This is a genomic window from Terriglobales bacterium, from assembly GCA_035624475.1.
GTDB lineage: Bacteria > Acidobacteriota > Terriglobia > Terriglobales > Acidobacteriaceae > DASPRL01.
In genome coordinates, this window is sequence record DASPRL010000403.1 from 1 (window position 1) to 19,926 (window position 19,926).

A 19,926-nucleotide genomic window follows, 5' to 3' on the forward strand; every position below is an offset into this window, starting at 1 on the left:
GAAATAGAGCTCCAGCAGTTGCCGCGCGATGCCGGCGTAGTCGCGCACGAACTCCCGCCAGCCCTCGCGCTCTCCGCGCGCGCACTCTTCCGCCATGCTGGAGATGGTTCGAACCGCCATGGGTGTCGGTACAGCAGTGTAGCAGGCGATTGGCCGGGCGTGCGCGGCCGGAGCGGGCTAACCCGAGTGAGAATGGGAGCTAATCTCACCGCCCGTTGTTCCTTATCGGGGTGGCGTAGCCTCTCACGGTGATGTGTGACGCACTTTCTACGCACACCATCTGCATCTCCCCTTGCGCTCAGGGGTGAATGGGCACACCTCGAAGTTCCCGAAGATGGCCTCATGCCCAGTGATCAGACGCTTCAACTCATCGGGCAGGACCGGGTCGCTTGCATCGTCTGCGTGCGGTCCTGCGGTTACGCCGAGCATCCGTCTTGTGCCAATCGGCCAAATCCGCAATGCCGGCGTCCCCGCTCCGAATGTCATCCTCCCGCGAACGACATAGCAGGCACTGACGACTCGTCGGTTGCCTTTGCACTTCGGGCCTTCTCCGAACGCTTTCGTTAAGAGCAGCGGCAGGAGCAGAGCTAGGGCGAGAAGGCGTCTCATGGTGAAGCTTTTCCGCGTTGTCATTCTAACCTCGGTTAGTAGCTATCGCGCCCCGTGTGCCCCGAGAAGGCGAGCCAGGAGCTGCCACCTACTTCGGATAAATCAGATACTTGCCCCGCATCTCCTGGAAATCCTGCACCGCGTCCTGCCAATCCTGGGCGATGCGGCGCGGGTCTTCGCCGGTCTGGACCGCCTGGAAGACCGCCGGGTTGGCCAGGATGTCGAGCATGGGCGCGATCTTGTAGTCCGCCGGATAGAGCCTCCGCAGCGCCGAAGCCAATTCGATCCCCATCTCGGGCGCATCCAGCGCCCCGCGGTCCAGCAGCAGGATGTTCACTCCCTGGCACACCTGCCCCGCGTACGGCCCCGAGGCCGGCGTGAACGTCACCGCCACGAAGCGCACGCCCTGGATGCGCCGCGCGTTCAAGTACGCCGCCAGTTCCCTGCCCTTGATCCAGGGCGCGCCCACCATCTCGAAGGGCGTGTCGGTCCCCCGTCCCACGGAAACGTTGGTCCCCTCTACCAGCGCCACGCCGGGATAGAGCGTGGCTTCCGTCAGGCTCCTCAAGTTGGGCGAGGGATCCACCCACGCCATCCCGGTCGAGTCGTACCAATCGCCGCGCATCCAGTTCTGCATGGCGATGACGCGCAGCCGCGTCCCGATCCGCCGCTCGCCGTTGAACATCTGCGCTAGTTCGCCCAGGGTCATCCCGTGCCGCACCGGCATAGGGAAATAGTTAGTGAACAGCGGCTCCTTTCCCATCACCGACAGCGGCCCCTGCACCATGGAGCCGGTGATCGGATTCGGCCGGTCGAGCACGATGATCTCGGTCCCGGCTTGCGCCGCCGCCTCCAGGAAGTAGCCCAGCGTGGTTTCGTAGGTGTAGAAGCGGGCGCCCGCGTCCTGCAGGTCGATGAGCACCGCATCCAGCCCGCGCATCACCTCCAGCGGCGGGCGCTTGGCGGCGTCGCCCGCGCCGTACACGCTGTACACCGGAACGCCGGTGGCGGCGTCGCGGCTGTTGCCGATCTTGTCGGTCTCGAGCGCGCCCGTCACGCCGTGCTCCGGGCTGAAGATAGCCGCCAGCTCGAGCCCGGGCGCGTGCGCCAGCACGTCGATGGTGCGGCGGCCCTCCGCGTCCACCCCCGTCTGGTTGGTGAGCAGCCCGATCTTGTGCTTCTTGCCGTCCTTGAAGAGATTGAGGTTGCCGGCCTCAAGCACGTCGATGCCGGCCAGCGTGCGCCCATTGCGCGCCTGCAGCCGCCGCGCCGCCGTCTCGGTCTCGTTGTAGCCGGTGATGGCGGCCCAGCGCAGCGCTTCCTGCTCGCTGACCTTCAGGTCGAGCGCCTCCGTCACCGCCGTGGCCACACGCGAGCGCAGCGACACCGCCGACCTCCCGCCCCGCGGATGCACCGCGTTGGTCAGCAGGATGATGTAGGTGCGCGTCACCGGGTCGATCCAGATCGAGGTCCCGGTGAAGCCGGTATGCCCGAACGAGCCCACCGGCAGCAGCTCCCCACGGTTGGTGGAATAGGGCGAATCGATGTCCCAGCCCAGCCCGCGCAGCACGGTGGCGTTGGGCGGCTGCTGCGGCGTCTCCATCTTGCGCAGGATGCCCGGCGTCAGGATCTTCTCGTCCAACAGCGCCTGCGCGAAGCGGGCCAGGTCGTCGGCGGTGGAGAACAGCCCGGCGTGCCCCGCCACGCCGCCCATGCGCCGCGCCGTGGGATCGTGCACCACTCCGCGCAGCATCACGCCGTCCACGAACTGCGTAGGCGCGATGCGTGGCCGCCAATTCGCTGGCGGCAGGAAGCGCGTCTCCGTCATTCCCAGCGGCTGGAAGATGTACCTCTCGGCGTACTGCTCGAGCGGCATGCCCGAGACCTTCTCCACCAGCGCCCCCAGCACGATGAAATTGATGTCGCTGTAGGAAAACGCCGAGCCCGGCGGGATGACGGGCGCCGAGGCGTACGCGCGCCGCAGTCCCTCCTGCTTGCCCTCCCAGCGCTGTTTCAGGTCGAGGTCGGGAGGCAGCCCGGAGAAGTGCGTCAGGAGCTGCCGCACGGTGATGTCCTGCTTGCCGTTCTGCCCGAACTGGGGCAGGTAGTGGGCCACGGGCTCGTTCAGCCGCACCTGGCCGAGCTCGACCAACCGCATGACGCACATGGCGGTGGCCACCGGCTTGGTCATGGAGGCCAGGTCGAAGATGGTGTCCACGGTCATCTCTTCGCGGCGCGGCTCCAGCGCCCGCGCGCCGAAGGCCTTGCGATAGACCACCCGGCCGTCGTGCCCCACCTCGAGCACCGCGCCCGGGACCTCGCCCTCGTCCACCGCCCGCTGCAGGATCGCGTCCACCGCCGGGAAGCGCTCCTGCGCGTGAGCCGGCAGGCAGGAGACCAGCAGCAGCAGGGCGGGCAGGATGCGTCGCAGGAGCGGGTTGGGATGAGCGGTCAAGCGGGCCGTGCAGGCTGCACTTCTTCCGAACACTCTATCATCGGCGAAAGTGGGGCCTGGTAATTTTTTCCCTGCAGGGTCATTGGCCTCCTGCACAGGTCAGCATGCACGAAAGGCAGGGATGCAGAGAGGGCGGCCCACGCTAGCATGGAGGCTGCACGAGTACGTGCCGGAGGCTGCGATGCTCCCCCTCATCGAGCCCACCCCGGTCTGCGGCGGTCCCTTCGCCGCCGGGCCGGATGCCATTCACCGGCAGCGCGACCTCTTCCGTCAGGCCATGCGCGACTACCTTGCCGTGGCTGCCCACGGAGATTGGGAAGAGGTCCGGCGCGCGCGCTCCCGCCTCCTCGACGAATATCTCGAGTTGGCCTTCCTGCGCCGCGGCGGCAGCCGTTGCTCGCTCTGCGGCGCCTCCGTGCGTCATCCCCGGCGGGTGACCGCCTTCCGCCGCCAGGGCGGCTGCGAGGACTACCTCTGCCTCTGCCTGCGCTGTCTGGTGGCCGTGCGAGCGGACTCACGCTGCCTGGTCGAGCGCGTGGGGCCGGTGCTCTACGAGTACTGCCCGCCCGCTGCCTGCCGCCTCTCCTGGCGGCGCGCGGCGGCATGAGTTCGCGGGCGCACCCGCGCCCAAAGCGTTTCCCGCTGTGTTATAAATCGCCCGAGCAAATCCAACGTCGGGCGATCCCACTCTGACAGCTCACCGCCACGCCGGCGCGCCGCTCCCCCGCTTCCACGACCAGGAGCGCATCTTCGCGCGCGCCTGGGCGGTGCTGGCGGAGGGCATCGAGCAGCGCGCCTTCCCTGGGGCCGCCTGCGCCGTCGTCCAGTGCGGCAAGCTGGCCGCCAGCCGCGCTGTGGGCCGCTTCACCTACGAGCCTGACTCTCCGGCGCTCGTTCCCGGGACCATCTTCGACCTGGCCTCGCTGACCAAGCCGGTGGCCACCACCACCATGGCCATGCTGCTCTACGAGCGCGGCCAGCTCGATCTGGACGTTCCCTTGGCCGGAATCCTGCCCGGCTTCCTGGGACACGACCCCCGCCGCGCCGAGGTCACCGTGCGCATGCTGCTCGAGCACTCTTCCGGCCTGCCCGCCTACCTGCGCCTCTTCGAGAGCGCGGCCACGCCCGCGCACCTGCTCGCCGCCGCCCTCGCGGCGCCGCTCGAAGCCGAGCCCGGCACCCGCTCCGCCTACAGCGACATCGGCTTCATCCTGCTGGGCGAAGCGCTGCCGCAGGTGGCCGACGAGCCTCTCGACCGCTTCTGCCGGCGCGAGATCTTCGGCCCTCTGGGCATGACGGATACCCTCTTCTGCCCGCCCGCTGAGCTGCGCCCCAATATCCCGCCCAGCGAAGACGACCGCAGCTTCCGCCGCCGCGTGCTCCAGGGCGAGGTCCACGACGAGAACGCCAGCGTGCTGGGCGGCGTCGCCGGCCACGCCGGCCTGTTCGCGCCCGCCGGCGACCTGGCCCGCTTCGCCCACTGCCTGCTCGCGGGCGGCGCTCCCCTGCTGCGCGCCGACACCGTCGCGCTCTTCACCCGGCGCAGCGGCCTGCCCGGCTCCTCCTGGGGGCTGGGCTGGGACACGCCTTCCCCGCCCTCGCAATCGGGCCGCCACTTCTCTCCCCGCGCCTTCGGCCATCTCGGCTACACTGGCACCTCGCTGTGGATCGATCCCGAGCGCGAGCTGGCGGTGGTCCTGCTCACCCACCGCACCTGGCCCGACCGCCGCTCGCAGAAGATCAAGGAGATGCGCCCGCGCTTCCACGACGCGGTGGTGGAGGCGCTCACCCAGTGAAGAGGCCGGCAGAGCTCGCGAAGCTGAGGACGGAGCGGCGCAATCCCGCGGCCGCCCGCCTCGACAGCCTGTCCGCCCGCCAGATCGCACGCCTCATCAACCGCGAGGACGCCAAGGTGGCCGCCGCCGTCGGCCGCGCCCTGCCGCAGATCGCCCCCGCCATCGAGGTCGTGGCCCGCTCCCTCGCCCGCGGCGGGAGGCTCATCTATGTAGGAGCGGGGAGCAGCGGCCGCCTGGCCGCGCTCGACGCCGCCGAGTGCCCGCCCACCTTCAGCATCGCGCCGCGCCGCGTGCAGTTCGTGATCGCCGGAGGCCCGCGCGCCCTGGGCCGCGCTACCGAGGTCAGCGAGGATTCCCCCGCGCGCGGCCGCCGGGATATGGCGAAGAAGAGGCCGGGCAAGGATGACGTCGTGGTCGGCCTGGCCGCCAGCGGACGCACCCCCTATACCGTGGCCGCTCTGGAGTTCGCGCGGCGCCGCGGCGCCCGCACCGTGGCCGTCACCTGCAATCCCGGCTCGCCGCTGGCGCGCGCTGCGCACATCGCCATCGTCACCGCGGTGGGGCCCGAAGTCGTCGCCGGCTCCACCCGCATGAAGGCCGGCACGGCGCAGAAGATGGTGCTCAACCTCATCTCCACCGGCGCCATGGCCCGCCTGGGCTACGTCTTTGGCAACCTGATGGTCAACGTGCACACCAAGAACCGGAAGCTGGTGGAGCGCGGGCTGCGGATCCTGCAGGAGGCCGCGGGCATCTCGCGCGGCCGCGCCCAGCGCGCGCTCCAGTCCGCCGGCATGAGCGTGCCCGTCGCCCTGATCATGTTGAAGACCGGCCTCAGCCGCGCTGCCGCCCAGCGCCGTCTGCGCCAGGCCCGCGGCCACGTCCGCCGCGCCATTGAACTGTGATCCTCACCGCCGAGATCGCTGAGAGCGCAGAGAACGTGATTTCGCCCGTTCAGGGGGTGAGAGGTTGGTCCGGCAATTGCTCTGTTACTCCCGGGAGCGACGGACCATGGTCATACTCACCAAGGCGCAAGGCGGCAGGAGAATTTACAATGTACTTCCAGACACAGAGCGTGTCCCCGCTGACACGCCCGGGACCCTGAAAGGCATGGACAAGTTCGTCATTCGCGGCGGCAACCCTCTGCTGGGGACGGTGCGCGTCTCCGGCGCCAAGAATGCGGCCCTGCCCGCCATGGCGGCGGCGCTGCTCACCGAGGAGCCGGTCATCCTGGAGAACATCCCCCAGGTGCGAGACATCGAGACCGAGCGCAAGCTGCTGGTGGAGATGGGCGCCGAGGTCGAACTGGGCTACGGTCGCGCCCAGCACCGCACCACCATCTGCGCCCGCAAGCTCTCCCGCCCCGAGGCCGGCTATGACCTGGTGAAGACCATGCGCGCCTCCACCCTGGTGCTGGGCCCGCTGGTGGCGCGTATGGGCGTGGCCCGGGTCTCGCTGCCCGGGGGCTGCGCCATCGGCGCCCGTCCCATCAACCTGCACATCAAGGGACTGGAGAAGCTGGGCGCCACCATCACCACCGAACACGGCTACGTGGAAGCGCGCGCGCCGCGGCTGCAGGGCGCGGAGATCGTCTTCGATCGCATCACCGTCACCGGCACCGAGGACCTGATGATGGCAGCGGTGCTGGCCGAAGGCGAGACCGTCATGGAGAACTGCGCGCGCGAGCCCGAGGTCGCCGACCTGGCTGCCCTGCTGACCAAGATGGGCGCGAAGATCGAGGGCGCCGGCACCTCCACCATCCGCATCCACGGCGTGAGCAAGCTCAGCGGCGCGCGCCACCGCATCATCCCCGACCGCATCGAGGCCGGGACCTTCATCGTGGCGGGGGCGCTCACCGGCGGCGACCTCATGGTCTCCAGCTGCGAGCCCCGCCATCTCACCGCGCTGCTGCAGAAGCTGGAAGAGACGGGGGTGAAGCTGAAGGCCGACGGCGACTCGGTGCGCGTGCTGGGCGACGGCCCGCTCCGCGCCGCCGACGTCTCCACCGAGGAGTACCCCGGCTTCGCCACCGACATGCAGGCGCAGTACATGGCCCTGGCCACCCAGGCCGACGGCAGCTCCATCGTCACCGAGAACATCTTCGAGAACCGCTTCATGCACGCCCAGGAACTGGTGCGCATGGGCGCCAACATCACCATCGAGGGGCGGCGCGCCATCGTGCGCGGCAAGACCCTGCTGAGCGGCGCGGCGGTGCTGGCCTCGGACCTGCGCGCCTCCGCCTCGCTGGTGCTGGCCGCGCTGGTGGCCGACGGCGAGACCATCATCGACCGCGTCTACCACATCGACCGCGGCTACGAGCGCATCGAGGAGAAGCTGCGCGGCGTGGGCGCGCAGATGAAGCGCATCGGCGAGATGCTGCCCAAGCGCTCCGGGGCCGCCGTCGGGAACTCCTGACCGGCGCTCGCAGCCCGACCCTCCGGCCGGTTGACTTGCCCCCACCCTCGCCCTACCATCAATCCGCACCTGCTGTGGGCAGCGACTCGATCGTCGGAAAAACTGTTTCCCACTACCGCGTCCTGGCCAAGCTGGGACACGGCGGCATGGGCGTGGTGTACCGCGCCGAGGACACGCGCCTGGGCCGCGAGGTCGCGCTCAAGTTCCTTCCCGAAAGCCTGGCCGACGACCCCCAGGCGCTGGAGCGCTTCCAGCGCGAGGCCCGTGCCGCCTCCGCCCTCAATCATCCCGGCATCTGCACCATCTACGACGTGGGCGAGGAGAGCGGCCGCCAGTTTATCGCCATGGAGCTGCTGGAGGGCCGGACGCTGCAACAGCGCATCGGGGCCCGCCCCCTGCCCAATCCCGAGGTCCTGGAGCTGGGGGTGCAGCTTGCCGACGCGCTCGACGCCGCCCACGCCAAGGGCATCGTCCACCGCGACATCAAGCCCTCCAACATCTTCCTCACCGAGCGCGGCCAGGCCAAGGTCCTCGACTTCGGGCTGGCCAGCAAGACCCGCAAGCGGCAGAAGGCGCCGGCGGGCTCCGCCATGGCCACGGCCAGCCTGCCGGAGGAGAGCCTGACCAGCCCGGGCACCGCGCTGGGCACGGTGGCCTACATGTCGCCGGAGCAGGCGCGCGGCGAGGAACTGGACGCGCGCACCGATCTGTTCTCCTTCGGCGCCGTGCTCTACGAGATGTCCACCGGGCGTGCGCCCTTTGCCGGCGCCACCAGCGCGCTCATCTTCGACGCCATCCTGCGCCAGGAGCCGGTCTCCCCCGTGCGCCTGAACCCCGACCTGCTGCCCGGCCTGGAGCACATCATCGGCAAGGCGCTGGAGAAGGACCGCGAGGTGCGCTACCAGTCGGCGGCGGAATTGCGCGCCGACCTCAAGCGCCTGCGCCGCGACTCCGAGTCCGGCAAGACGGCGGCGGCGCCGCGCCGCCGCTTGTCCCGCCGGGGCCTGCTCGCGGCAGCGGCCGTGGCCCTCGTGGCCGCCATCGCTGCCGCCTATTTCCTGCGCAAGCCCAAGCCCGCCGCTTCCCAGACGGAGTGGGTGCAGCTCACCGACTTCTCCGACTCCGCGGTCTCGCCCGCCCTTTCCTCCGACGGCCGCATGCTGGCCTTCGTCCGCGGCCCCTCCACGTTCTACGGCCCGGGACAGATCTACGTGAAGTTCTTGCCCGATGGCGAGCCGGTGCAGCTCACCCACGACGACGCCTTCAAGATGAGCCCGCAATTCACTCCCGACGGCTCCCGCATCGACTACACCGTGGCTCCGGCCTGGGACACCTGGGAAGTCCCCGTGCTGGGCGGGGAGCCGCGGCTGCTGCTGCCCAATGCCAGCGGCCTCGTCTGGCTCGATCCCCAGCACGTCCTCTTCTCCGAGATCAAGCAGGGCATCCACATGGCCCTGGAGACGGCGGAGCAGAGCCGCGCCGGGGAGCGCGACGTCTATGTCCCGCCGCGGGAGCGCGGCATGGCGCACCGCTCCGCGCTCTCTCCCGACCGCCGCTCGGTGCTGCTGGTGGAGATGGACAATGGCGGCTTCCTGCCCTGCCGCGTGGTTCCCTTCGACGGCAGCTCGCCGGGGCAGCGCGTCGGCCCCGCGGACGGCGCCTGCGGCGGCGTGGCCTGGTCCCCCGACGGCAAGTGGATGTACTTCAGTTCCACCTCCGGCGGCCGCCGCCACATCTGGCGCCAGGCTTATCCCGACGGCGTCTCTGAGCAGGTCACCTCCGGCGCCACCAGCGAGGAAGGCATCGCCATGGCCCCCGACGGGCGCTCCTTCATCACCTCCGTCGGCCTGACCACGAACACGGTGTGGGTGCACGACGCCAAAGGCGAGCGCCAGATCTCATCCGAGGGCTCGGCTGGGAATCCCGTCTTCTCCCCGGATGGCAGGCTGTTGTACTACCTGGTGGAGCAGCCGGCGCGGTTGGGGACCCCTGCCGCCAGCGAGTTATGGGTGACCGACCTGCAGAGCGGACACAGCGAGCCTGCGCTTCCCGGGGTTTCCATGAACACATTCACCCTCTCCCTGGACGGCCGGCAGATCGTCTTCGCCAACACGGAGTCTTCCGGCCAGAGCCGGCTGTGGATCGCCTCCCTCGACCGCCGCCATCCCCCGCGCCAGTTCCCTTCTTCGGTCAGCGAAGACGAGCCCGCCTTCGGCCCCGGGGGCGAGATCTACTTCCGCGTGGCCGAGGGCAGGAACAACTTCCTCTACCGCATCAAGGAGGACGGCAGCGGGCGCGAGAAGGTCGTTCCCGGCCCCATGATCGAGTTTGGCGGCGTCTCGGCCGACGGCCAGTGGATCGCCGGCTACCAGGGCCAGGAATCGGCGGACCAGGCTGCCCTCGTCCAGGCCTACCCGATCGCCGGGGGCGCGCCTGTGAATCTATGCCAGGTCTGTTCAGCGCATTGGGATGCCGCAGGCCGCTTCCTGTATCTTCATCTCTTCAACGAGGACAAGAGCATCCTGCTGCCGGTGCCTCCGGGAAAAGTCCTGCCGGCCTTGCCCAAGGGGGGCATCGGCTCCGTCCGGGACGTGCCTCCCGGGAAGGGCATCCTGATCCTCGATGAGGAAGTCAGCGCCAGCTCCGTGCCCGGCGTCTACGCCTTCACCCGGCAGAGCGTGCACCGCAACCTCTACCGCATCCCGCTGCCCTGAGAACCAGCCGTCAGCCCTCAGCCGTCAAAAAAAAAACAAGAGCCGTGGCTCTCGCCACGGCTCTTCAGCTCTTCCTAGCTACTATCTGCTAGTACCTGGGCGGTCCGCCGGGCCCGCGCCCGCCGCCGTCGCCGCGCCCGGGGCCACGTCCGCTGCGTCCGCCGCGGCCGCGCCGCCGGCGTCCGCCCCCACCACCGCCGCCGGGGCGTCCTCCCTGTCCGTGCGGCCGATCGCCGTGCATGGGCGCATCGCGATTGAAGTTGGGCTCGCCCGCCTCCGCCTCGCCTTCGTCGAAGTCGCCTTCCCCGCCCTCGATGGTCATGGAACCCACCGCGGTCTGGGGCTCGACGCCGGCGCCCGCCTGGCCCATCTTGGCGCGCTGCTCCTTGAGGATGGCCTTGCGCGAGAGCCGGATGCGGTTGCCCTCCACCGAGAGCACCTTCACCAGGATCTGGTCGCCCTCGTTGAGTTCGTCGCGCACGTCGCGGATGCGGTGCTCGGCGACCTCGGAGATGTGCAGCAGCCCGTCGGTGCCGGGGAAGATCTCGACGAAGGCGCCGAAGTCGGCCAGCCGCACCACCTTGCCCAGGTAGGTCTTGCCCACCTCGGCGGTGGCGGTGATGTCGCCGATCATCTGCAGGGCCTTGGCGGCCGAGGCCTCGTCGTTGGAGGCCACGTTCACCCGCCCGCTGTCGTCCACGTCGATCTTCACCCCCGTCTGCTCGATGATGCCGCGGATCACCTTGCCTCCCGGCCCGATCAGTTCGCGGATCTTGTCGGTGGGGATCTGCACGGTGTAGATGCGCGGCGCGAAGGGCGAGATCTTGGCTCGCGGCTCGGCGATGGCCTCCGCCATCTTGTCCAGCAGGAAGAGGCGGCCGCGCCGCGCCTGCTCCATGGCCTCGCTCATGATGCGCGAGGTGATGCCCGGCACCTTGATGTCCATCTGCATGGCGGTGATGCCTTCGCGCGTGCCCGCCACCTTGAAGTCCATGTCGCCGTAGTGGTCCTCGGCTCCCGCGATGTCGGTGAGGATGGCGTACTTGTCGCCCTCCTTCACCAGGCCCATGGCGATGCCGGCGACCGCGCTCTTGATGGGCACGCCCGCGTCCATCAGCGAGAGCGAGGCGCCGCACACCGTGGCCATGGAGGAAGAGCCGTTGGACTCCAGGATGTCCGACACCACGCGCATGGCGTAGGGCCAGGCTTCCAGCGTGGGCAGCACCGCCGAGACCGCGCGCTCGGCCAGGGCGCCGTGCCCGATCTCCCGCCGTCCCGCGCCCCGCATGAACGAGACTTCGCCGACCGAGAACGGCGGGAAGTTGTAGTGCAGCATGAAGCGCTTCTTGGATTCACCCTCGAAGAGCTCCTGCCGCTGCATGTCATCCTCGGTGCCCAGGGTGGTGGTGACCAGCGCCTGGGTCTCGCCGCGGGTGAAGATGGCGGAGCCGTGGGTGCGCGGCAGCGCTCCCACCTCGATGGTGATCTGGCGGATCTCGTCGAAGGCGCGCTGGTCGGGCCGTCGCTTCTGCTCGATCACCTGCTCGCGGAAGATGCGCTCGCGCAGCAGCTCGTAGTAGTCCTCCAGCTTGTCCTGGGCCTCTTCGTCGTCCTCCGGGATGGCGGCTAGCAGCTCCTTCTCGAGGGCGTGCACCAGGTTGTGGCTCTCCGCCTTGGGATGCTTCTTGGTGTCGAGCGCGTCCATGAGGCGTTCGCCGATCCTGGCGCGCAGGTCTTTCATGTAGGCTTCGTCCACCTCCGGCGCTTCCACCTTGCGCTTGGCGCGCCCCACCTTCTTGGCCAGGTCGCTGATGGCGGCGCAGATCTTCTTGATCTCGGTGTGGGCGAACTCGATGGCGTCCACCACCGTCTGCTCGGCCACCCCGCTGGCTCCCGACTCCACCATGACGATGCCGTCGGGCGAGCCCACCACCATGATGTTGAGCAGGCTCTCTTTGCGCTCGGCGTAAGTCGGATTGATGAGGAACGCGCCGTTCACCAGCCCCACCCGCACCGCCCCCAGGGGGCCGCGGAAGGGGATGTCGCTGACCTCCAGGGCGCAGGCCGCGCCGTTGATGGCGGCCACGTCGGGATCGTTCTCGGTGTCGGCGGAGAGCACCAGGGCGATCACCTGGGTCTCGCAGCGGAAGCCCTCGGGAAACAAGGGCCGGATAGGCCGGTCGATCTGCCGGCAGGTCAGGATCTCGCGCTCCGTGGGACGCCCTTCGCGCTTGATGAAGCCTCCGGGAAAGCGCCCGCCCGCGTAGGTGTACTCGCGATAATCCACGGTCAGGGGGAAGAAGCTGATGCCCTCGCGGGGATCGGCGTTGGCGCAGGCCGTGGCCAGGATCACGTTGTCGGCGATGCGTACCACCGCGCTGCCGTGCGCCTGCTTGGCCAGCCGTCCGGTTTCAAAAGAAATACTCTTGCCGCCTGCCAGTTCCACAGTGGCTTCCAGTTTCATTTCCTTGCCTCATTTCGGGAGGTCCAGGGCGATGCGCAACCCGGCCACTACGCGGGAGGAGAGAACCACTTCCTGAAATGCCGCTCAGCTACACCACCGCCGCGGTTGTCGGCGCCGTCGGCGCAGACACCCACGCCCAGTCCGGGTCCTTACTTGCGGATGCCCAGCTTCTGGATGACGCTCTTGTAGCGCTCGGAATCGTATTTCTTCAGGTAGTCGAGCAAGCGACGCCGCTTGCTGACCATCATCAGAAGGCCGCGCCGGGAAGCGTGGTCTTTCTGGTGCGTCTTGAAGTGATCCGTCAGTTCACCGATACGCTGGCTCAGCAGTGCGATCTGCACTTCCGGGCTGCCGGTGTCGCTCTTGTGGACGCCATACTGGCGGATGATCGACGCCTTCTGTTCTCTCGCTAACACTACGCTGGTGCACTCCTATCGTTTTCTCGTCGTTTTAGTGACCCATCGAGAGTAACACGCGCCCCGGAAAAGTGTAAAGGTGAGGCCCACCCGGGACGCGCAACACCATCCCGGGCATGGGCTAACTCCTGGCACCCTTTTCCCGCCCGGCTGCGTCTAATCGATAACACCCGGGGCCCCCTCAATCTCACCTGAAAACGAGGCTATAATGCCGCGCATGCCGAAGAGAAACCTGCTGGTCCGCCGCTTCGTGCTTCTCCTCACCCTTCTTCTCCTGGTCCCGCCCGACTGGGCCACCTGCGGCGGTGGCGGAGGCGGCGGCATGGGCGGCATGGGCGGCGGCTCCTCCATGCCGGACCAGACCTTCCCCGTGCCCTGGAAGATCGTCCAGCCCTCCGACCCCGCGCCCACGGCCGGGCTGGTGGTGTATTGGCTGCCCTCTTCGCAGACCGAACTGGAGCGATCCAGCCTGCGCTACTCCCGCACCCTCTCGCTCTACGCCTCCCAATGCGTGAGTATGGGGGTGGTGGACTATCGCACCGAACTGGGCCAGAAGCTGCTGTCGGGCGGCAAGACGCCGCTGGCGGTGCTCGCCCAGCCCGACGGCACTGCCGTCGCCAAGGCCGAGAACAAGAACGGCTTCCTCAAGGTCGACCAGGTCGAGAAGATGCTCGAGACCGAGATGAAGTCGCGCGAGGACAAGCTCAAGCAGCAGATGGACGAGGCCAAGGAAAAAGCCAAGTCGGGCGACCAACCGGGCGCCATCGCCCTCTATCGCTCCGTCTACGAGCAGAAGTGCATGTTCCCGGGCAAGGCCAAGGACGCCGCCAAGCAGCTCAAGAAGCTGGGCGTGCAGGACGTGGCCGACGTCCCTGCCGCTCCTCTCTTCGACGCCCGCACCAGCGCCCGCGTCCAGCAGCTCATGCAGGCCGGCCTGAAGGCGGAGGACGCCGCCCGCTACAAGGAAGCCGAGCGCCTCTACTCCCAGGCCCACCGCCTCGATCCCGCCGATCCCACCCCGCTGCGCTACCTGGGCGAACTCTATCGCCACGAGCTCGGCGACTGGGACAAGGCCGCCGCCATCTTCCACCAGGTCCTGGACATGCCCGCCGACCCGCTCTCGCGCGCCGTCGCCCTGCACGGCCTGGGCAAGATGACCATCCACAACGGCGAATTCAAGAAGGGCTTGGGGCTGATGGAGCAGTCGGTCGAGGTCTTCCCCCTGGCCCTGGCCTACCGCAACCTGGCCGTCTACTGGAACTCCGAGGGCGACGCCGCCAAGACCGACTTCTATGTAAAGAAGGCGCTAGCGCTCGAGCCCAAGGACCCCTTCAACCTGGTCTTTGCCGCCGTCTTCGAGGCGCAGAGCGGACACACCGAGGAGGCGCTGAAGATCGCGCACGAGAACCGGACGCTCTTGATGGCTTCCTACAACCTGGCCGCCATCTACGCCCAGGCCGGGCAGAAGGACAAGGCCCTGGCCCTGCTGCAGCGCCACTTCTTCACCTACGAGCGCTACCAGTCGGTGCGCTCCAAGGAGATGATGGAAGCGCGGGTGGACGCCGTCTTCCTCTCGCTGCGCAACGATCCCAAGTTCCTGGACCTGACCAAGGACGCCGACGGCCGCCTGCCCATGCCCATGGGCAAGCCCGCTAGCGGCGGCAATCCGTAGCCGGCGCCGGCTCATCGCAAGAGGTTCGGGATTCGGGGGCTGGAAGTTCGCGCGGACGGTTACGCGCTGCGCACGCTGGAGCGCAAGGCGGTGGCCGGCGCTTTCTTCGGGGGCAGCGCCGGAATACTCTCCACGGTGCCGATGATGCACAGCCGCTCCGGGTCTTGTTTGCCCTTTACCCCGTTGCGGCGCTCGTCGCAAAGCGCGTCCACCAGGGCGCGCTGCTGCCGGCTCAAGATCTCAGGATTCAGGATGTTGAAATTGCGGAACATCCACACCAGTTGCACGCGCTCTACCAGGGAGGGGTTCACGTAGCGGGGACCATGATCGGTGGAAACCTGAAGTACACCGCGACGAATCTTCTCTATCCACATGGAGCGCCTACTCTTGCTGGTTTGGCCGGAGCGCGGGAAGAATACCGCTGCCCCAACAGCGATGCAAGCGCTTTCTCGGTAACGCCGGGACGCTGTACCTTCGTGCTTCTCCGCCAGCCGAAGAACCAGGGCACACCTGTGGAAAACGCGGGCCGAAACCATGGCCCCAGGTGACGCATCGGCTAAGTACAATAGGGCTCGCCGTTTACTCTCTAGTGCTGCAGGCCCAGGGCGCGGCCTGCCCGGGCTCGCTCTTTTCTCCTTTCTTCTGTGTGCATTAGGGCCACCCTCAGGCCGGGGGGCCCCCGCCGGCTCCGCTTCAGGGCTGGGGCCGTGCGGTCGGTTGGACTATGATGGCTGCTCGCATCCCCCCACTGAGGCTCTCAACCAGGAGGAATCCATGACGCCCGCCACCGCCGCTGTCCCCCATGACATGGTCACCACCGCCTTCGAGCTCGACGGCTACCGCGTGCTGCGCAACCTGGGCATCGTGCGCGGCATCACCGTGCGCTCCCGCTCGGTGGTAGGCAGCTTCGCCGCCGGACTGCAGACCCTGGTGGGCGGCAACATCACCATCTATACCGAGCTCTGCGAGAAGTCGCGCGAGGAGGCTTTCGAGCTCCTGCTGCAGCACGCTGCGGCGCTGGGCGCCAATGCCGTGGTGGGCATGCGCTACGACGCCAACGAGGTCATGCAAGGGGTCACCGAGGTGCTGGCCTACGGCACCGCCGTGGTGGTGGAGAAGATCTAGCTCGCGGGTGGCTGCGGCACCCGCGCCGGCGCCGCGCTCCGCGCGCGCCGCCGCTCCCACCACCCCTTCGAGGACGGCCTTGCTCCCTTGCTGTGAAGCACATTCGCGGATTCCTGCTTGACCGCCGTTCTCCTTCTGACTACCATCGCAAGGCTCCATAGGCTCCCCCAAGTCATCGAAGCGAAGAATTAGCCCGCCGCTCGTCGCGAGGAGGCCCTCGGCGCGAGGATCGGCCCGGAGGCCGTGATGCCCCGCCAGAAAGACCCCGCCCTTTCGCTGTCTCGTCTTCGTCTGATTCCTCTCCTCATGGTTGTGCTGCTGGCCGGCTCGGCGCTGGCCGCGGGTCCGGCCGCACCTCCGGCCGCACCGGCTGCGGGAGCCAGTCCGGCACCCGCGGCTCCGGCGGCCGTCGGGCAGCCGGCGCCGGGCCAGTTCAAGGTGTGGCTGCAGGCGCCGCGCGCGATGGCGTCCCGCTACTCCGGGAAGGCGGCGGCGGTCAGCGCTCTGAGTTCGGGCGCGGGCCGGCCGCTGGCGCTGGCGGCCGGCGACTTCGATCAGGACGGCGTGCAGGACCTGGTGGTGGGCTATGCCACCCCCAGCGGCGGCGCGCTCGCCTTCTATCGCGGCAACCTCGACGCCTTCGCGCCCCAGAGCCGGGCTTCCTTCGACGCCATCGGACGCGGCCAGTTCCCCGATCCCTTTCTTCCCAACGCGCGCGTGATGGATGTCCCCGGCACGCCCGACTTCCTGGCCACCGGCGACTTCAACGGCGACGGCTACCTCGACCTCGCCATGGGCTCGCGCAGCAACGGCAACCTTCTTCTCTTCTTCGGCAACGGCCATGGCTTGTTCACTCAGCCGCTGACCTTGGCGCTGCCCGGCCCGGTCACGGCGCTGGCGGCCGAGCGCCTGCTTCCTGGAAGCACCTCGAGCCAGATCCTGGTGGGCACCGCCGGGCAGAAGCCCGCTCTCCTCGTCTTCCACGGGGCGCACCTGCTGATGAGCTTCCCCATGCCGGGGACGGTGACCTCCCTCGCCTTCGGCAACCTCTACCGGGACGCCGTTGCGGACACCGCCCTGGTGGCCGGCGGCCAGGTCATGGTCCTGCGCGGGCGTGATCTGCGCGCCGCCGCCCGCGGCGATTTCAGCTTCCAGTTGGAGAGTGTTGGTCTACCCGTCTCCGCGGTCAGCGTGGACATCGGGTCTTTCCTCTTCGACCGCGGGGGCCAGCGGCAGATGGCGGTCATGTCCAGCGATGGCTCGGTCCACGTGGTGGTGCGCGCCGGCCTCGACTCCCGTCCCTGGACGGCGGAGGAGATGGCCGAGCACCGGCGCACGGTCCGGGCAGGACACGCCCTTCCCCTGCCGGCGGTGAACTACAGCGAAGGCTGGATGATCGCCGAGACCTTCCCGGCCGTGGCCGTAGGCGGGGCCACTCCGCCCATCCTGATGCACACCCGCGTCTCCTGGCAGGGCCAGGATGACATCGCGGTCCTGGATTCCCGGGCCGGGCAGATGCACGTGCTGGCGCATGCCGCCGGCAGCAACGCCGGCGGCGTCCAGGCGAGCGCGGCCGCACCCGTGCGCGCCGACCTGGGCCTGAGTGCTTCTTCCGCGCCGGTGGCGGCGCTGCGCCTGCGCGTCAACGTGGATGGCCGTCCCGGCATGGTGGTGCTGAACGACGGGCAAGTGGCGCCTTCGGTGATCATGCCCACGCCCGACCCGACCTTCTTCGTCAACCGCACCGACGATCCTGCGCCCACCTCGCCCATCGCCAACGCCTGCAACAACATCAGCTTCGCCGATGTCTCGTCCTCCTGCAGCTTGCGTGAGGCCGTGCTCAAGGCTAACGGCGACACCATCATGCTGCAGGCCGGGACCACCTATACGCTCACGCGCGCCAAGGTGGCCGGTGACTACAGCGGCCAGAACGGCGCCCTGTACGTCAACAACTCGGTCACCATCGTGGGCGGCAGCCAGAGCACCACCATCGTGCAGGCGGGCACCAGCAACGCCACCGGGGTGGACATGGTCATGGCGGTCAACGAGGACATCAGCCCGACGACCGACGCCACCGCCACCCTCTCCAACCTCACCCTCCAGAACGGCCACAACAACGGCACCCACGGCAACGACGGCGACGGCGGCTGCATGGAGTACGACACCGGCACCAGCGGCAACGCCAACCTGACCCTGAACAACGTGACCTTGAACAACTGCAGCACCACCCAGGGCAACGGCGCCGGCATCGCGCTCTTCAACTTCCTCAACCCCGGCGGCACGGGCGCGGCCAGCTTCAGCAACGTCATCATCCAGAACAATTCGGCGGTGGACTCGGTCACGGTGGGCACCGGCGGCGGCATCTGGGTCTCCATCGGCAGCCGCCTGACCCTGAGCAACAGCCAGGTGATCAACAACCATGCCACGCAGGCTACCGCCACCGACGGCGGCACTGGCGGCGGCATCACCACTACCTCCAACGTCTCCGGTTCGCCGCAGGTCCAGATCCACGCCAGCACCATCTCCGGCAACCAGGCTGCCGGTCTGGGTGGCGGACTCAATGTGGAGACTAACCTGCTCATCGACCAGAGCAGCGTGATCAGCAACAACAGCGCGGGCTTGGCCAACCTCACGAATGCGAAAGACGGCGGCGGAATCTGGGCCGACCTGGTTTCGCCCGATTCGGTCACCCTGACCAAGGTCACCATCACCGGCAACAGCGCGCCCAACGGCTCGGGCGGCGGCATCTTCAACGGCAGCAACAGCGGCGGCGGCGCCATGACCATCCACTTCAGCCGCCTGGCCGGAAACTCCGCCGGAACGGCGGGGACAGCCAACCTCAACAACGACGACACCACCATCACCGCTACCAACAACTGGTGGGGCACCAACACGCCCGCGAACACCATCCACAACGCCAACGGCGGCACCACCACCTTCGATCCCTTCATCGTGCTGACGCACACCGCCAGCCCCGGCACCATCCGCATCAATCAGTCCACCACTCTGACCGGGGACATGAGCAAGGACAACCACGCCTCGGGGGCCGCCCTGGCCGGCAACCTGGACGTCCTCAACGGCCTGCCCATCACCTTCGACAACCCGGTGGACGGCACCATCCCCCAGGCCCAGCCGGAGGCGCTGAGCGCCGGCGCCCAGGCCACCGCCACCTTCAACGCCGGGACCAACCCCGGCGGAGGGGCCGCCGACGCCACCGTGGACCAGCAGACGGTCACCGCCAGCATCGTGGTCCTGGCGCCGCCCAGCGTCACCAAGAGCTTCAACCCCATCCAGGTGCCGACCAACACTGCCTCCACCATCACCTTCAGCATCACCAACCCCAATGTGGTCGCCATCGACAATGGCTTCACCGACACTTTGCCCGCCAATCTGGTGGTGGCCACCAGCCCCACCGTGGTCAACAACTGCGGCGGCTCGGTGACCGCGGTGGCCGGCAGCGGCACCATCAGCTTCGCCAACGCCAGTTTCCCGGCCAACACCACGTGCACCGTCCAAGTGAACGTCGAGAGCGCGGTCGACGCTACCTACAACAACAGCGTCACCCTGGTCTCCGCCGCCGCCGGCAACAGCAACACCTCCACCGCCTCGCTGACGGTCCTCAACCCGCCCACCATCGCCAAGGCCTTCGGCGCGGCCACCCTCCCGCTGAACGGCACCACCAGCCTGACCTTCACGGTCTCCAACACCAACGTCAACACCACCCTGAGCGGCATCGCCTTCACCGACAGCCTGCCGGCGGGCCTGGTGGTCGCCACACCCAGCGGCCTCAGCAGCACGTGCACGGGGACGGCGACGGCGACGGCCGGCTCTTCCTCGGTCTCGCTGTTGGGCGCCAGCCTGGCCCCGGGCGCTCTCTGCACCGTCTCCGCCAACGTGCAGGGCACCACCGCGGGGGTAAAGAACAACAGCGTCACGGTGAGCGACACCACCGCCGGGACCGGCAACACCTCCAACGCCTCCGTCACGGTGGTGGCGCCGCCGACCATCAGCAAGGGCTTCGGCGCGGCCTCGGTCCCGCTGGGCGGCTCGACCTCGCTCAGCTTCACCGTCAACAACCCCAACGCCACGGTCGCGCTGAGCGGGGTCGCGTTCTCTGACACCCTGCCCGTGGGCCTCATCATCTCCACCCCCAACGGGCTGAGTGGGAGCTGCGGCGCCGGCACCATCACCGCCACCCAAGGCACCAACACCATCAGCCTGTCGGGCGGAACCATCGCGGCCGCCGGCTCCTGCACCTTCTCG

Annotated in this window: 12 protein-coding genes; 8 read left to right on the forward strand and 4 right to left on the reverse strand. The window is 68.5% G+C overall.

Annotated elements, in window-relative coordinates; all coding sequences use genetic code 11:
* Positions 1–697: 697 nt before the first annotated feature.
* Complete coding sequence (locus tag VEG08_15500; GenBank protein HXZ29400.1) at positions 698–3,064, reverse strand: serine hydrolase; 2,367 nt, start codon at positions 3,062–3,064, stop codon at positions 698–700.
* A gap of 181 nt (positions 3,065–3,245) precedes the next feature.
* Between VEG08_15500 and VEG08_15505 the strand changes: the two genes are divergently transcribed.
* The 5 genes from VEG08_15505 to VEG08_15525 all read left to right on the forward strand — a co-directional run bounded on the left by VEG08_15505 (position 3,246) and on the right by VEG08_15525 (position 9,986).
* Positions 3,246–3,671 (forward strand): hypothetical protein, encoded by a 426-nt coding sequence (locus VEG08_15505; protein ID HXZ29401.1) that lies wholly within the window; start codon positions 3,246–3,248, stop codon positions 3,669–3,671.
* 160 nt (positions 3,672–3,831) lie between these two features.
* The gene (locus VEG08_15510; GenBank protein ID HXZ29402.1) at positions 3,832–4,860 is read left to right on the forward strand and encodes a serine hydrolase domain-containing protein; all 1,029 of its coding nucleotides are present in this window, start codon (positions 3,832–3,834) and stop codon (positions 4,858–4,860) included.
* The gene (gene murQ / locus VEG08_15515; GenBank protein ID HXZ29403.1) at positions 4,857–5,762 is read left to right on the forward strand and encodes an N-acetylmuramic acid 6-phosphate etherase; all 906 of its coding nucleotides are present in this window, start codon (positions 4,857–4,859) and stop codon (positions 5,760–5,762) included. Before VEG08_15510 ends, murQ begins: the two co-directional genes overlap by 4 nt.
* Before the next feature lie 205 nt (positions 5,763–5,967).
* On the forward strand, positions 5,968–7,272 hold the full coding sequence (murA, locus tag VEG08_15520) for a UDP-N-acetylglucosamine 1-carboxyvinyltransferase (GenBank protein HXZ29404.1): 1,305 nt from the start codon (positions 5,968–5,970) through the stop codon (positions 7,270–7,272).
* Between the two features lie 74 nt (positions 7,273–7,346).
* Entirely contained in the window at positions 7,347–9,986 is a 2,640-nt protein-coding gene (locus VEG08_15525) for a protein kinase (protein HXZ29405.1), read from the forward strand.
* Positions 9,987–10,074: 88 nt separating this feature from the next.
* Here VEG08_15525 and pnp read toward each other — a convergent pair whose 3' ends face one another.
* Complete coding sequence (gene pnp, locus VEG08_15530; GenBank protein ID HXZ29406.1) at positions 10,075–12,450, reverse strand: polyribonucleotide nucleotidyltransferase; 2,376 nt, start codon at positions 12,448–12,450, stop codon at positions 10,075–10,077.
* Between the two features lie 149 nt (positions 12,451–12,599).
* Positions 12,600–12,866, reverse strand: a complete 267-nt coding sequence (rpsO, locus tag VEG08_15535; protein HXZ29407.1) for a 30S ribosomal protein S15 — start codon at positions 12,864–12,866, stop codon at positions 12,600–12,602.
* Positions 12,867–13,083: 217 nt separating this feature from the next.
* On the opposite strand from rpsO, the gene VEG08_15540 reads away from it, so the two are divergent.
* Positions 13,084–14,538, forward strand: coding sequence for a tetratricopeptide repeat protein (locus VEG08_15540; protein HXZ29408.1), 1,455 nt, complete (start codon positions 13,084–13,086; stop codon positions 14,536–14,538).
* A gap of 59 nt (positions 14,539–14,597) precedes the next feature.
* Here VEG08_15540 and VEG08_15545 read toward each other — a convergent pair whose 3' ends face one another.
* Complete coding sequence (locus VEG08_15545; protein HXZ29409.1) at positions 14,598–14,849, reverse strand: hypothetical protein; 252 nt, start codon at positions 14,847–14,849, stop codon at positions 14,598–14,600.
* A 463-nt stretch (positions 14,850–15,312) separates the two neighbouring features.
* Here VEG08_15545 and VEG08_15550 point away from each other — a divergent pair, with 463 nt between their 5' ends.
* Both VEG08_15550 and VEG08_15555 read left to right on the forward strand, forming a co-directional pair.
* Positions 15,313–15,663, forward strand: coding sequence for a YbjQ family protein (locus VEG08_15550; GenBank protein HXZ29410.1), 351 nt, complete (start codon positions 15,313–15,315; stop codon positions 15,661–15,663).
* A 306-nt stretch (positions 15,664–15,969) separates the two neighbouring features.
* A partial coding sequence (locus VEG08_15555; GenBank protein HXZ29411.1) for a hypothetical protein occupies positions 15,970–19,926 on the forward strand: 3,957 nt, incomplete at its 3' end.